We start from the raw sequence: 14589 nt of genomic DNA on the forward strand, positions 1-14589 counted from the left end.
CCCTGCAGCCTTCCCCCCCGGGTGATCGGCCCCGCCGTCCTTCGCCGACTCGATCGCGTGCGCGCGGCAGAGCCGGGTCAGAAAGGCGCCGGGGTTCACCCGGTCGGCCCGGGATCAGATGCCGACGTACTCACCCCGCGGCCGCAGGCGCATCGCCCGCTCCGCGTACTCGGCGCCGATGTGCGCGATCCAGCCCGCCAGCCGCCCGACGACGAAGACGGTGCTCGCGGCGTCCTCGGGAAGGCGCGCCCCGGATGCCAGCGCGGCCAACGCGAGGTCGACGTTGGGCCGCAGGCGCGTGCGGGATGCCACGACATCGGTGAGTCGGCGCACGGCAGCCATCGTGCTCTCGCCGTCGGGGAGCGCCGCGATGAGCGGGAACAGGGCGTCGGCGCGGTCGTCGACGCCGGTGTAGAGGGGGTGGCCGAAGCCGGGGATGCCGGTGCCGTCCTGCAGGGCCTCGATCAGCGCCCGCTCGGGTTCCCTGCCGCGCCGCACGCGCATCAGCAGACGGGAGGTGCGCGTGGCAGCGGCGAAGTGCAGCGGCGAATCGGCGGCCCCGAGGGCGGCGCTGACGGCGGCGTATCCGTCGGCGCGGGCGGAGGCGGCCACCCGGGCGGCGAACGTGGACACGGCGAGGTCGTGGTCGATGAGCAGGATGAGGGCCGCATTGACCGCGGTGACGACCGGCTCCTGCGGCGCCACCCGCCACGCACCGACGAGAGAACGGGCGATGTCGCGGTCGGGGTCACCGCCGAGCGCGACGGGAAGCCCGGTGAGAAGCGTCCAACCGATGCGGTGCAGCGTCGCGGGCGCGGGATCGTGCCGCAGCGGATCGTCGGCGGCGAAACCGGTCAGGGCCGCGCGCAGGCGGTCCATCGCCCCGGCGTGCGGGGGAAGCGCCGCCACCATCTCGCGCGCGCCGCCGATCGCGGGATCGGGGGCATCCGTGCGCTCGGCGTCCCACAGCCATTCCACGACCTCGGCGAACGGGCGGTCGATGAGGTCGCGGGCGCGGCGTCCGCGGTACAGCAGCTCGCCGTCCTCGATGTCGGCGATGTCGGTGTGCACGACGCCGAGCGGCATTCCCGTGGTCGGGTGGGCGGGGGCTTTCGCGGGGGCGCGGCGGCGGCCGGCGGCGAAGGCCTCGATCTCGAGGGCGTCGAACGTCGAGCCGCGCGCATCGCGTTCGCGGCCGACGAGACCGCGCGAGACGTAGGCGTACAGCGTCTCGGGCTTGACCCCGAGACGGGCCGCGGCCTGAGCGGCCGAGAGGCGGGGGAGCGGTGCGGTCATCTTGATCCGATCAACGTTGACGCTGTCGCGGTCATGTTCGCACACTGGGCGCATGAGCGAGCTGATCGATGTCCCCCGCGGTCTCACCGGCGTCGTGGCCGCCGAGACCTCCATCAGCGAGGTCGACGGCGACGCGGGGGTGTACCACTACCGCGGCCACGCGGCCGTCGAGCTGGCGCGCACGCGATCGTTCGAAGACGCGTGGCATCTGCTGGTCGTCGGCGAGCTGCCCGATCCCGGCGCGCGGGCGCAGTTCGCCGCGCGCATCGCGGCGGCCCGCGCCGACGCCCGGCTCCCCGGCCTCGTCGCCGCGGTCGCGGCGCGCACCGATCAGCCGCTCGCGGTGCTGCGCGCGGTCTGGACGCTCGCGGCATCCGCTCGCCGCTCGCCCGCGCTGTACGACCTCGACGACCGGGCGCGGCTCGAGGAGGCGGTCGCCTTCGCGGCGATCGCGCCCCTGGCCCTCGCCCCGGCGGGGGCGGGTCACCCCGCGGGGGAGCTGTCGTCCGGTGGCCTCGTCGCCGACTACCTGCACCGGGTCACGGGACCCGCGCCCGCCGCGGCGCACGTGCGGGCGCTCTCGGCCTACCTCGTCGCGGCGATGGACCACGGCTTCAACGCCTCGACCTTCACGGCGCGGGTGATCGCGTCGACCGGGGCCGACATGGCATCCTGCCTCTCCGGCGCGCTCGGCGCGCTGTCGGGACCGTTGCACGGCGGCGCCCCGGCGCGCGCCCTCGACAGCCTCGACCGCGCCGGCGACGATCCCGAGTCGTGGATCGCCGCCGAGCTGGCGGCCGGGCGGCGGCTCATGGGCTTCGGCCACGCGGTGTACCGCACGGCCGACCCGCGCTCGGAGCTGCTGCGCGAGGTGGCCCGCGGCCTCGGCGGACCGCGGGTGGCGCAGGCGCTGGCGTTCCAGCAGACCGCCGAACGCCTGCTCGCGGTGCATCGCCCCGCGCGCCCGCTGCACGCCAACGTGGAGTTCTTCGCGGCTGTGGTGATGGAGCAGTGCGGCATCCCGCGCGCGATGTTCACGCCCACCTTCGCCCTCGCCCGCACGATCGGCTGGACCGCGCACGTGCTCGAACAGGCGCGGGACGCCAAGATCATCCGACCGTCGGCGCGGTACGTCGGGCCGGCGTTGCGGGGGTGAGCGGCGCGGCTGCCGTCACGGCGCGGGCGTGCACCCGCCGACGCCGGAGCCGAGCGCGGCGGACGATCGGTCGGATGCCGCGGACGAACGGCCCGGCGCAGCGCCCCGCGGCCCGCGAGCATCGGATCATGACCACCACCGCCCCTGTTCCCACGTCGCTCGCCGGGCCCACGATGCGCTACGGCGGGCTCGTCGGCGTGATGCTGCTGAGCTTCCTCCTCGTCACGGCGGAGTTCCTCCCCAACGGCGTCCTCACCGAGATGGCGGCGTCGCTGGGGATCACCCCCGGCCAGGCCGGACAGACGGTCACCGTCACCGCCCTCGCCGGTCTCCTCGTCGCCCCCACGGTCGGTCTGATGCTCCCGCGCCTGGACCGCCGGACCCTGCTCACCCTCGCGGCCGCCTCGGCCGCGGTGTCGAGTCTCGTCGTCGCGATCGCCCCGAGCCTCGTCGCGATCCTCGTGGCGCGCTTCCTGCTGGGAGCGGCGATCAGCGCGTTCTGGTCCATGTCGATCACCGTCGCTGCGCGCCTGTCGAGCCCCGAGCGCATCGGCCGCGCCGTGATGTTCGGTTCCGCGGGCCTCTCCCTCGCCACGGTCGCGGGCGTTCCCCTCGGCGTCGCGCTCAGCGAGGCGCTCGACTGGCGCCTCGCCTTCCTGTCGGTCGCCGTCGCCACGGCGGTGGTGGGCATCGCGGTGCGCGTCGTGCTGCCCCCGGTGCCGCCCGCCGCGGCGTCGAGCCTCGGCATCCTGGTGGACACGCTCCGACGGCCCGGCGTGGCCGGCGGCATGACCGGCCACGTGCTCGTCGTCCTCGGTCACTTCCTCGCCTACACGTACGTGCGGCTGTCGCTCGAGCGGATCCCCGACGTCGATGCGGGCACCGTCGTGCTGCTGCTCGCCCTCTTCGGCGTCGGCGGTTTCGTGGGCAACCTCGTGGTGGGCGTGGTCGTCGACCGGGCCTTCGCGCGCCTCGCGGTGGTCGGCCCCCTCGTGATCGCCGCGGCGATCGCCTCCGTCGTGCTCTCGCCGACCGCCATGGCCGTCATCGCGATCGCGCTGCTGATCTGGGGCTTCTTCTTCTCGTCGTGGTTGATCATCGTCAACACGTGGGTGGGGCACCGCATGCCCGACCGCCTCGAGGCCGGCGGCAGCCTCGTCGTCACCGGGTTCCAGCTCGCCATCACGATCGCGGCGGGCGCGGGCGGCCTGCTCGTCGACGCGACCGGGGTGGTGACGGTGGATGCCATCGGCATCGCGCTCCTCGTCATCGGCGCCGTGCTGTTCGGGCTGTCGGTGCGCACGCGGCGGGCCGCGTCGGCCTGAGCGGGGCGCGGCGGCGGGCGACCGTGCGCGTCTCGGCCGCGGGGCGCACCGGCGCGGCCGGTCGTCCGCGTGCGGTTCGGGGGCGCCGGTTCCGCGCGGGCGCGATCGTCACGCCCCGCGAGCGGCAACGCGCCCCGGACCGGCCGGCGCGGACCGTCAGACCGCGAGCGGGCGGCGCCCCGTGCGCCACGCCGACGGCGCGACGCCGGTGTGGCGGCGGAACGCCCGGCGGAAGCCCTCGTCGGAGGCGTAGCCGAGCGCGCGGGAGGTCTCCGACACCGGTGTGCCGGCATCCAGGAGCTCTTTCGCGCGACGCATGCGCACCTCGGTGACGTAGGAGGCGGGGGAGGTGCCGAAGACCTCGCGGAAGCGCGCGGCGAACACCGACCGTGACATCGCGGCGAGGGCGGCGAGCTGGTCGATGGTCCACTCGTGTCCGGGGTCGGCCGCGACGGCCGCGACCACGCGCGAGAGGAAGGGATCGCCGCTGCGCGGGGGCCACGACGCCTCGCGGTCGGTCGACGCCCACGTGCGCAGCGCCGACAGCAGCACGGTGGTCACCATGAGCCGGCAGATGGTCTCGTCGCCGTCGCGATCGGACGCGGCGGGACGCGGGAGGCCGAGATGGGCGGCGAGTCCGGCCGCCGCGGGCTCGGCGCGTGCGAAACCGCTCACGAACACCACCGGGGGCAGTGCCCGCGTCTCGGCAGTGGGGGTGACCTCGAGGGGCACCACCGTGACCTCGGCGCCGGACTGCGACACGAGGGTGAGGGCGTGGCATCCGAGGGAGACGAACGCGTCGCCGGCCAGGAGCGTCCGCCCGCCGTCGACGGTCGCGGCCGCTCCCGACGAGGCGTCGACGGTGCAGGCCGCGCGCTCGGCGGTCGTGCCGGTGAGCTCGCCGGCCCGCAGGTACACCAGGGCCGCCGCACCGCGGGGGAGGCGGAGGCGCGCGCCGCCGGCCAGCACGCGCTGCTCGGCGCGGCCGGGGCGCACGTCGATCGCCGACAGGGCGCGTTCGAGGGCGAGCTGCGGCGTCATGTGATAGGCAACCCCGCAGGGCGCGACGCTATTCCGGACGTCGCCGGCGTTGCGGCGTGTCCCCGCGCGCCCGCGCACGAGGCGCCGGCCGTGATCCGCGGTGCCGTCGGGCCGCGCGAGGCGTGGAGGCCGACCGTACCGCCGGGAGACGGCCCGGCTCAGCCCAGCAGCTCGATCCCGCTGAAGAAGCCGATCGAGATCGACAGCAGCCCCGCCGCCACCCCCGCGATGAACCCCGCCGCCGCGAGCTCGCGGGCCATGCGGGCGTTGAGGCTCAGGATGCCGCACACGAACGACACGAGCGCGAGCACCCACATCCCGATCTGCACCCACGGCAGACGGTCGAGGTCGGAGACCGTGCTGGCGCCCGCGACGAAGAGGTACCAGGCGATGACGATGGCGCCCGTGGCGATCGCGATGATCGACACCGCGCGCAGATCGCCCTTCGGGGTCGGCGGCGGCGGCGGTTCGTCGCGCGGCGGGACGTCGGTCGCCGGTTCGAGTGAATCGGGGAGATCGTCGTCTGCCATGTGCCGATCCTCCCAGGTCGCGGCCCGGTGCGAGGGACTCTTGCGGGCTTCAGGCCCGTCGCACCTCGACGCCGGCGGAGTCGATCGCGGTCGCGGCGGCGTCGGGGAGGGCGCGGTCGGTGATGACGGCGCCCAGCTCGTCGAGGCGCAGCGCGCGGTACTTGGCGAACCGGCCGTACTTGGAGCTGTCGGCGATGAGGACGGAGCGTTCGGCCGCCTCGACCGCGGCGCGCTTGGCCTCGATCTTCGCCTCGACGGGGGTGGTGACGCCGTGGCCGAGGTCCCACGAGCTCGAGGAGATGAAGGCCAGGTCGAGCGACAGTTCGGCGAGCGTCAGGCGGGTCAGCCGGCCGATCGTCGACAGATTCGTGCGGTCGACGCGCCCGCCGACGCAGATCAGATCCGCGCTGGGGTGGTCGATGAAGGTCTGCACCGTGGCCAGGTCGTTGGTGACGACGGTGAGGTCGACGATGCCCTCGAGGAAGGGGCGCATCGCCTGGGCCGTGGTGCCGGCGTCGAGGTACACCGTCATCGTGTCGCGCACCAACGACGCCGCCTCCCGGGCGATCGCCGTCTTCTCCGCGATCTCGGTCGCCGCCTTCTCGGCCCGCGTGGGCTCGAGCACGAGCCGGGGCGCGAGTTTCGCGCCGCCCGTGGTGGCCTGGACGAGCCCCTGCTCCTCGAGCGCCGCGACATCGCGACGGACCGTCATCTGGCTCACGCCGAGCAGATCGCTCAGCTGCCGGAAGCTCAGCACGCGCTCGCGGTGCAGGCTCTGCACGATGCTCGCGCGACGCTGGTCGGGGATCATCGGGGCGGCGTCGGTCATCGGGATCCTTCGGTCCCGCTCAGCTTAGCGACGGCGTCTCGGACCACGGGGTGCCCCAGCGGTCCGTGATCGCGCGCACGTGCTCGGCGGCGATCAGGCGGCGCTCACGGCCGTGCGTGAGCAGCGCGATGCGGCAGGCCTCCTCGAGCTCCACGGTGCTGTCGACCGCGCCCTCGAGGTCGTCTCCGCTGACGACCGCACCGTGGTTGGCGAGCAGGGCGGCGCGGAACGGGTGCGGGCAGTCGGTGATGAGGGCACCCATGCGCGGGTCTCCGGGCGGCACGAATCCGAGCAGCGGCACCTGGCCCACGCGCATCAGCGTGTACGGCGTCAGCGGCGGCACCGCGCTGTGCGGCGCCCACGGCTCCAGGCACGACAGGGCCACGGTCGAGGGGGAGTGCACGTGCACCACCGCGGTGTGCGCGGGGTTGCGCGCGTACATCGCGACGTGCAGCGCGACCTCCTTCGACGGCCGTGCCCCACCGAGGGCGACGCCGTCGAGGTCGAGCACCGCGACGTCGTCGGGGCGCAGGGCGCCGAGGCGCGTGCCGGTGCCCGTCATGAGCAGGCGGTCGCCGTCGCGCACGCTCACGTTTCCCGAGCTGCCCGGGCTGAGTCCCGCGTCGACCAGGGCCCGGCCGGCGGCGATGAGATCGTCGACGGCGCTCACGCGATCGCCTCCCACGCCGCGGTGAAGAGGTCGTCGGCGCCGAAGTTGCCGCTCTTGAGCACGAGGGCGACAGCGGTCCCGGATGCCGTGACGCCGGCGCTCCAGCACACTCCCGGTGCCAGCTGCCGACCGATCTCGAGCGTCTCGACGCCGAGCGCCTGCACGACGGCCCCGCTGGTCTCGCCCCCGGCGACCACGACGCGGTGCACGTCTCCGGCGCGGACGAGGTGGTCGACGAGGGCTGAGAGCACGTGCTCGACGGCGGCCGCGATCCCGCCGTCTCGGGCCCGGACGTCCGCGGGGTCGCCGACCGAGTAGACGAGCGGAAGCGCCCCGACGGGCAGGGCGCGCACCCACTCCGCGAGGGCCGCGATCTCGACGGCGGGGCGTGAGATCGCGGCATCCAGGTCGATCCGTCGCCCGTGCGCCCCGTGGGCGAGGGCGTGGGCGATCTGCGCGCGCGTCGCCGACGACGCGGAACCGCACACGACGAGCCGACCAGCCTCGACCGTCGGGAACGGCCCCGGCGAGGTGCCCGCGGGGACGTCGATTCCGGCGGCCAGGGCGGCGCCGCCCGACAGGACGCGCAGGTGGGCGGTGGCGGCGGCGATGGCGGCGAGGTCGTCGTCGGTCACGGCATCCACGATCAGGTACCCGGCGGGTGAGGAGTCGATCGACGATCGCAGGGTGTCGATGCCCGCCCGCACGGTGGAGAGGTCGATCTCCGTGAGCGTCGCGGCGGTCTGCGGCGCCAGGATGTCGCGCAGCCGCGACTTCGTCATCGGGGTCAGGGGGTGATGGCGCATCGACGAGTCCTCCAGGAGCACATCGCCCACGTACAGGCGCCCCTCGCGCACAGTGCGCCCGTTGGCCGGGAACGTCGGCACGACCACGGTCCGGTCGACCCCGGCTCGCGCGGTGACGGCGTCGAGCACCGGGCCGATGTTGCCCGCGTCGGTCGAGTCGAAGGTCGAGCAGTACTTCACGTACAGGCGGCGGGCGCCGGCGGCCAGCAGGCGGTCGGCGGCCCGCACCGAGGTCGACACGGCCTCGTCGACCGGGGCGGTGCGCGACTTCAGGGCCACGACCGCGGCGTCGTGGCCGGGCGGGATGTCGTGATCGCCGACGACCACGGCGGTGCGCAGGCCTCGCTCCCGCAGTGCGGTAGCGAGATCGGTCGCTCCGGTGAAGTCGTCAGCGATGGCGCCGATGTACATGGGAGACCTCTCCGTTGGTGTCACGGCCCCCGCTGGGCGGCCTGAGGACAGTGTATGTGATTCTTTGTGACGATACTTTGACAATTTGTGAAGGAGCGTTACAGTTGCCGAGCATCGCGTGACCCGACGCGACCCCCGACTTTCGACGACGTAAGAGGAACAACGGTGATCCACAGCCCGGCACAGCGCCGTCCGTCCCCGATCCGCATCGCCCTGACCGGCGCCAACGGCGGCTACGGGCGCACGCTGCTCGATCAGCTCCGCCGCCTGCCCGACATGACGGCCGCCCAGCTCGTCGACCCCGACGTCGACGGGGTGCGCCGCATGCTCCTCGAGCTCGGCATCGACGCCGAGCTCATCACGACGGTGACGGATGCCGCCGACACCGCCTCCGCCGTCGAGAGCGGCCGCATCGCCGTCGTGGCCGACGCCGACCAGGTCTCGTGGGCGCACGTCGACGTGCTCGTGGAGGCGACCGGCCGCATCGACGCCGGATTCGCCTACGCCGATGCGGCGATCGAGGCCGGCGCGCACGTCGTGATGGTCAGCAAGGAGGTCGAGACCGTTGCGGGTGTCGCCCTCAGCGCGAGAGCGCGCGCGAAGGGGGTGCGCTACCTGCCCGGTGACGGCGACCAGCCCGCCAACCTCCTCCGGCTCGTCGACTGGGTGCTGGCCACCGGCTTCGACATCGTCGCGCTCGGCAAGTCGGGCGAGTACGACCTCGTCCTCGTCCCGGCCACGGGCATCGTGAACCAGAACGGCGTCGAACAGCACGCCCCCGCCCTCGCCGGGCTGCTCGAACGCGGCGACGACCTGCGCGCAACGCTCGATGCCCGGGCGGCGGCGGTCGCCGGGCTCAAGCGGGCGGCAGCGGCCGACTCGTGCGAGATGAACGTCGTCTCGCTGTACAGCGGCGCCACCGCCGACGTCGAGGCGATGCACTATCCCGTGGTGCGCCCCGACGAGCTCGCCGACGTCTACGCCACGCGAGCCGACGGCGGCGTCTTGGGCTCCACCGGTGTGGTCGACGTCTTCTCGATGCTGCGCCTGCCGGGCGAAGCGAGCTTCGCCGGCGGAGTGTTCGCGATCGTGCGCACGGGCGACGACGTGACGTGGGACATCCTGCGCGGCAAGGGCCACGTGGTCAGCCGCGACGGCCGGTACGCCTGCATCTACTGGCCCTACCACTTCATGGGCATCGAGACCCCGCTGACCATCGCGGCGGCCGTCGACGGCACGGCGTCCACCCCGGAGCCCCGCCAGCACACGGTGCTCGCCGCCCGCGCCGCGACGGATCTCGCGGCGGGCACGCCCTTCCGCGTCGAAGGGCACCACCACGAGATCTCGGGCGTCGCGCCCGTGATCGTCGCCCCCGACGCCGGCGAGATCGCGCCCTACTACCTGCTGTCGGGGGCGCGCCTGCGCACCGACGTCGCGGCGGGCGACCTCGTCCGCTTCGCCGACCTCGACGGCGTCGCCGCCGCCGCGGCGGCCGCCTACCGCTCCGGGCTCGCCCTCGGTGCCTGACCCCTCCCCCTCGACCATCAGGAGATCGACGACGATGTACCGCGACCACCCCCTTTCCCCCGAGACCCGCGAGGCCCTCGCATGAGCGTGGAGATCATCGCCCTCATCGTGCTCGTGGCCGTCTTCGCCGTCTCGGCGATCCGCAACGTGCACATGGGCGCGCTCGCCCTCGTCGCGGCGTGCATCATCGGCGTGCTGCTGGTGGGGGAGTCCCTCGACGACGTGCTCGGCGGCTTCCCGGTCGACGCCCTGCTGATCCTGCTGGGGATCACCTACCTGTTCGGCATCGCCCGCGCCGTCGGCACGATCGACTGGCTCGTCGACCGCTCGGTGCGCCTCATCGGCGACCGCGTGGCGCTCATCCCCTGGGCGATGTTCGCGGTCGGCACCCTGGTGGCCTGCCTCGGCACCTCGCACGCGGCCTTCACGCTCGTTCCGATCGCGATGAGCCTCGCGCACAAGCACCGCATCCACTCCACGATGATGGGCATCGCGATGAGCTCGGCGATCGTCGGCGGTGCGCTCGCCCCCACGAGCATCGTCGGCATCACGGTGCTGACGGTGGCGACCAGCGCCGGCATCCCCTACAACGCGGCTCTCATGTTCGGCCTCTCCGTCGGCATCAACACCGTCATCGTGGCGGTCGCCTTCCTTATGTTCGGCGGGCGCGAACTGATCGCCCGCGGGCGTGCGTCGAAGGCCGCCGGCGTCGAACTCGGCACCGGCGGAACCGGTGGCACCGGCCGTCGCGGTGGGGGGACGGCCGTCCTCGATCGCACCGCGACGCAGAAGCTCACCGGCTACCAGCTGATGACGCTCATCTCGATCCCCGTGCTCGTGATCGCCTTCTTCACGCTGACCCTGAACGACATCGACCTCAACCTCGGCGCGGTCGCGCTGACGCTGGCCGTGCTCCTCGCCTTCGTCAACCCGAAGGCCGGTCGCGAGGGCCTGGCGAAGGTCGACTGGAACACGATCCTGCTGCTCGGCGGCATCATCACCTACGTCGGCGTGCTCACGCGCCTCGGCGCGATCGACCAGCTCGGCGAGTTCGCCCGCTCGGTCGACGAGCCGCTCGTCGCCGCGGTCGTGCTGTGCATCATCGCCGGTCTGGTCTCGGCGTTCGCCTCCACGATCGGCATCATCGGCGCTCTCGTCCCCCTCGCGGTGCCCCTGCTGCTGCCCGGCGGGGGGCTCGAGATGACGGGCTTCATCTACGCGCTCGCCATCTCGGCATCCCTCGTCGACTGCGCGCCGTTCGGCACCACCGGCGCGACGATCGTCGCCTCGGCGCACGAAGACGACCGGCCGCGCCTGTACCGGCACCTGACGATCTGGGGTCTGTCGATGGTCGTGATCGGGCCGGTCATCACGATCGCCCTGTTCGTCGTCCCGTTCCTGGGTGGGTGACCCCCCGCACCCACCCGGGAGGCGGCCCGGATCGCTGCGGCGGTCCGGGCCTTCTCCGTCGCGGGGCGCCTAGGCTCCTTCCGATGAGGACCATCGGGATCGACCTCGCCGCGGGAGCCCCCGGCACCGCCCTCGCCGAGATCGAATGGGGCGGCGGCGCCGCGCGCCTGACGCGGCTGCAGATCGGCATCCAGGATGCCGACATCGTGGCATCCGTGGGTCGCGGCGACGCGTGGCTCGGGGTGGACTGCCCGCTCGGGTGGCCCGACGCGTTCGTCGACTTCGTGCGCGCGCACCACGCCGCCGCGGAGCCGGAGCTCGGCCCCGTCGAGGGACACGCCGACTGGCGGCGGCCGCTGGTCTACCGGCACACCGACCACGTGGTGCGCGACCGCATCGGACGGTGGCCGCTGAGCGTCTCGACCGACCGCCTCGGCGTCACGGCACTGCGCGGAGCGGGTCTGCTCCGGCGCCTCGCCGAGGCGGGTCACGCCGCCGACCGGGCTGCCGAGGGGCGCCTGTTCGAGGTGTACCCGGGCGGTTCCCTGCGCCTCTGGGGCTTCGACACGACGGGATACCGGGTGGATGCCGCGCGCCGCGCGATCCTGCTCGACACCCTGCGCGAGCGCGCGCCGTGGCTCGACGTGGGGCCGTTCGCCCCCCTCGCCGTCGCGAAGGCCGATGCGTTCGACGCCGTGATCGCGGGCCTCGCCACCCGCGCCGGCGCGCTCGGGCGGTTCGCGCCCCCGGCGCCCGGGATGCTCGAGGTCGCCCGGCGTGAGGGGTGGGTCGTGCTGCCCGACGGGGCGCTGGAGGATCTGGCCGGGGAGTGACCCGCGGCGCCCGACGTTCCGGGGCTCGGCGGTGCGCTGATCGCGGGCTCTCGCGCCCCCGCATTCCCACCCTTGCGGCCCGGGGACGCGGGCGCTAACGTGAAACCAAATGGTTGAACATGAGGCGGACACCGACCGCGTCTTCCACGCGCTGGCCGACGCGACCCGGCGCGACATCGTGCGGCGCACGCTCATCGCCGAGCAGTCGGTGACGCAGCTCGCCGCGGCCTATGCGATGTCGTTCGCGGCGGTGTCGAAGCACATCGCCGTGCTCGCCGAGGCGCGGCTCATCACCAAACGGGCGGAGGGGAGGGTGCGACTCGTGCGTGCCGACCCGTCCGCGCTCGCCCGGGCGCAGGAACTGCTGCGCTCGTACGAGAACCTCTGGCGGGGACGCATCGACCGCCTCGACGCCGTGCTGGCCGAGGACGCCGGGGGCCCGGCATCCACCCCGACCGCCCGTGCGAACGACAACTGAACCGACGAAGGAGTCCACCATGCCCGTCACGTCCGTCGGGAGCGACGTCGAAGCGCTCACCATGACCCTGGTCGCCGACTTTCCGGTGGGACCCGAGCGGGTGTGGGCGGCGTTCACCGACCCGCGTCAGCTCGAGCGCTTCTGGGGTCCTCCCGGCTGGCCGGCGACGTTCACGTCGTTCGCGTTCGAGCCGCACGGGCGAGCGCGCTATCAGATGGCCAGCGCGGGCGGCGAGATCGCGCGCGGCAGCTGGGAGTTCATCGACATCGACGCCCCGCGCGGGTTCGAGGTCGTCGACTCGTTCGTCGACGAGCAGGGCGCCGCGATCCCGGGCATGCCCGCGATGCGGATGACGTTCGCGTTCGAAGCAACGGATGGCGGCGCCCGCCTGACGAACGTGACGTACTTCGACTCGCTCGAGGCCCTCGAGCAGCTCATCGCGATGGGCGCCGTCGAAGGGTCGACCCTCGCGATGAACCAGCTCGACGCCGTGCTGCAGGGCCTTCGGGAGTTCGCGCAGGGCAAGGGGACGCAGCTCGAGATCCTCGACGACCAGCACGTTCGCATCACGCGTCTGATCGACGGTCCGCGCGAGCTCGTCTGGCGCGCGCACGTCGAGCCGGAGCTCATGCGGCGCTGGATGCTGGGCCCCGACGGCTGGCGCATGACGCTCAGCGAGGTCGACACCGCGGAGGGCGGCCGCTATCGCATCGGCTGGGAGCCCGAGCCCGGCACGGACGGGGAGGCATTCGGCTTCGACGGCGAGACCCTGCTGCTCGACGAGCCGCGTCGCATCGTGCAGACCGAGCACATGACCGGAACCGACTACTCCTCGACCACCAACGACCTCTCGTTCTACGAAGAAGACGGCGCGACGCTGGTCACCCTGCTCATCGAGTACCCCGATGCCGCCACGCGCGACACCGTGCTGGCGACCGGCATGGTCGACGGCATGGAGGAGAGCTTCCGCCGCCTGGAGCGCGTGCTGCTCGGGTGAGCGGATGCCGCGGCATCCGTCGGTAGGCGGCGGGGCGTGGGGGCGTCGGCCGGCGTGGGGCGCGGCGGCGTCGGGCGGCGGGTCGCGTGAGGTGGCGGGTCGCGGCGGGCGGCGGTCAGCGAGCGGTGGCGGGTCGCGTCAGGCGGCGGGTGCGGCGCGGCGGACGAGCTCGCGGATCCGCTGCTCGACCTCGGGCGTCACCTCGACGACCGCGTACGACACCGGCCACATCGGCCCGTCGTCGAGCTGTGCGGTCTCGTCGAAGCTGACCGTGCCGTAGCGGGTCTTGAACTTCGAGGCCGGCTGGTAGAACACCACGACCTTGCCGTCTTTAGCGTAGGCCGGGAAGCCGTAGAACGTCTTCGGGCTGAGGTGCGGGGCTTCTTCGAGCACGATGATGTGCACGCGTTCGCCGATCGCACGGTCGGTGCCCTCGAGCTTCCCGATCGCCTCGAGGCAGGCCTCGTTCTCCTTCTCGAGCTTGGCCGCGCCTTTCAGGCCCTTCATCGCCCTGAGTTCCTCGGCGCGCTGCGTCATCGCCGCGCGTTCTTCGTCGCTGAATCCCGCTCCGCTGGCCACCATGGCATCCGTCCTCTCGTCCTCCCGCAGGGTACCGCCGGTGCCGGCGCGAGGGGAGGTCGCGTGCATGACGTCAGCGATGTGCGCAACCTCCGTCGTGGCGGCGGGGTTCGGGCTGAGGTTGTGCGCATCGCTGAGGTTGTGTGCGCGCCGGGTGCCGGGGTTGCTGGGCATAACGTCGGCGATGTGCGCAACCTCCGTCGCGGCGACGGGTTTTGGGCTGAGATTGTGCGCATCGCTGAGGTTGTGCGCGGGTGGGGTCGCTGCGCGAGAGGTCGGCGATGTGCGTGCGCTGGGGTGCGGGGGTGCTGTGCAGAACGTCGGTGATGTGCACAACCTCCGTCGTGGCGGCGGGTTTCGGGCTGAGATTGTGCGCATCGCTGAGGTTGTGCGCTCGCCGGGGCGGGGGTTGCTGGGCATAACGTCGGCGATGTGCGCAACCTCCGTCGTGGCGGCGGGTTTCGCGCTGAGGTTGTGCGCATCGCGGAGGATCTGTGCGCGCCGGGTTCCGGGGCTGGGCATAACGTCGGCGATGTGCGCAACCTCCGTCGTCACGGCGGATTCTGCGCTGAGGTTGTGCGCATCGCGGAGGATGCGCCCTGCTGAGCTCGCGCCAGCCCGAGCTTGCGCCCCGTCGCCGCGCTGCGCCGCTCAGCGCGCCGCCGCGCTCCGCCGCCGCGCCCCGCTGCCCAGCGCGCCCG

The 14589-nt window shown here is 73.4% G+C and carries 14 protein-coding genes; 7 read left to right on the top strand and 7 right to left on the bottom strand.

Features of this window, described 5'->3' with window-relative positions; translation table 11 throughout:
* Positions 1-114 precede the first annotated feature (114 nt).
* Positions 115-1296, bottom strand: coding sequence for a citrate/2-methylcitrate synthase (locus ACK4LS_RS08960; RefSeq protein WP_409716256.1), 1182 nt, complete (start codon positions 1294-1296; stop codon positions 115-117).
* 52 nt (positions 1297-1348) lie between these two features.
* On the opposite strand from ACK4LS_RS08960, the gene ACK4LS_RS08965 reads away from it, so the two are divergent.
* Both ACK4LS_RS08965 and ACK4LS_RS08970 read left to right on the top strand, forming a co-directional pair.
* Positions 1349-2452: a citrate synthase gene (locus tag ACK4LS_RS08965; protein ID WP_409716258.1), complete on the top strand. Its 1104-nt coding sequence runs from the start codon at positions 1349-1351 to the stop codon at positions 2450-2452.
* Positions 2453-2580: 128 nt separating this feature from the next.
* On the top strand, positions 2581-3777 hold the full coding sequence (locus ACK4LS_RS08970; RefSeq protein WP_409716260.1) for an MFS transporter: 1197 nt from the start codon (positions 2581-2583) through the stop codon (positions 3775-3777).
* Positions 3778-3933: 156 nt separating this feature from the next.
* Here the strand turns inward: ACK4LS_RS08970 and ACK4LS_RS08975 are convergent, their stop codons facing one another.
* The 5 genes from ACK4LS_RS08975 to otnK all read right to left on the bottom strand — a co-directional run bounded on the left by ACK4LS_RS08975 (position 3934) and on the right by otnK (position 8064).
* The gene (locus ACK4LS_RS08975; protein ID WP_409716262.1) at positions 3934-4818 is read right to left on the bottom strand and encodes a helix-turn-helix transcriptional regulator; all 885 of its coding nucleotides are present in this window, start codon (positions 4816-4818) and stop codon (positions 3934-3936) included.
* Positions 4819-4976: 158 nt separating this feature from the next.
* Positions 4977-5348, bottom strand: coding sequence for a hypothetical protein (locus ACK4LS_RS08980; protein ID WP_409716264.1), 372 nt, complete (start codon positions 5346-5348; stop codon positions 4977-4979).
* A gap of 49 nt (positions 5349-5397) precedes the next feature.
* Positions 5398-6177, bottom strand: a complete 780-nt coding sequence (locus ACK4LS_RS08985; RefSeq protein WP_409716266.1) for a DeoR/GlpR family DNA-binding transcription regulator — start codon at positions 6175-6177, stop codon at positions 5398-5400.
* A 19-nt stretch (positions 6178-6196) separates the two neighbouring features.
* Positions 6197-6847, bottom strand: coding sequence for a class II aldolase/adducin family protein (locus ACK4LS_RS08990; RefSeq protein ID WP_409716268.1), 651 nt, complete (start codon positions 6845-6847; stop codon positions 6197-6199).
* Positions 6844-8064 carry a 3-oxo-tetronate kinase gene (gene otnK / locus ACK4LS_RS08995; protein ID WP_409716270.1) on the bottom strand — a complete coding sequence of 407 codons (1221 nt, stop codon included), beginning with the start codon at positions 8062-8064 and terminating at the stop codon, positions 6844-6846. The genes ACK4LS_RS08990 and otnK overlap by 4 nt, the downstream gene beginning before the upstream one ends.
* A 165-nt stretch (positions 8065-8229) precedes the next feature.
* Between otnK and ACK4LS_RS09000 the strand changes: the two genes are divergently transcribed.
* From ACK4LS_RS09000 to ACK4LS_RS09020, 5 genes are all read left to right on the top strand, one after another.
* On the top strand, positions 8230-9591 hold the full coding sequence (locus ACK4LS_RS09000; protein ID WP_409716271.1) for a homoserine dehydrogenase: 1362 nt from the start codon (positions 8230-8232) through the stop codon (positions 9589-9591).
* An 81-nt stretch (positions 9592-9672) separates the two neighbouring features.
* Entirely contained in the window at positions 9673-11001 is a 1329-nt protein-coding gene (locus ACK4LS_RS09005) for an SLC13 family permease (RefSeq protein ID WP_409716273.1), read from the top strand.
* A gap of 83 nt (positions 11002-11084) precedes the next feature.
* Positions 11085-11834, top strand: a complete 750-nt coding sequence (locus ACK4LS_RS09010) for a DUF429 domain-containing protein (protein ID WP_409716275.1) — start codon at positions 11085-11087, stop codon at positions 11832-11834.
* A gap of 109 nt (positions 11835-11943) precedes the next feature.
* Positions 11944-12312, top strand: coding sequence for an ArsR/SmtB family transcription factor (locus ACK4LS_RS09015; RefSeq protein ID WP_409716277.1), 369 nt, complete (start codon positions 11944-11946; stop codon positions 12310-12312).
* 19 nt (positions 12313-12331) lie between these two features.
* On the top strand, positions 12332-13309 hold the full coding sequence (locus ACK4LS_RS09020; RefSeq protein WP_409716279.1) for an SRPBCC family protein: 978 nt from the start codon (positions 12332-12334) through the stop codon (positions 13307-13309).
* Between the two features lie 138 nt (positions 13310-13447).
* Here the strand turns inward: ACK4LS_RS09020 and ACK4LS_RS09025 are convergent, their stop codons facing one another.
* A complete protein-coding gene (locus ACK4LS_RS09025; RefSeq protein WP_409716286.1) occupies positions 13448-13891 on the bottom strand; it encodes a hypothetical protein in 444 nt (147 codons plus the stop codon).
* Between the last annotated feature and the right edge of the window lie 698 nt (positions 13892-14589).

It is taken from the genome of Microbacterium sp. (genome assembly GCF_046295495.1).
Classification (GTDB): domain Bacteria; phylum Actinomycetota; class Actinomycetes; order Actinomycetales; family Microbacteriaceae; genus Microbacterium.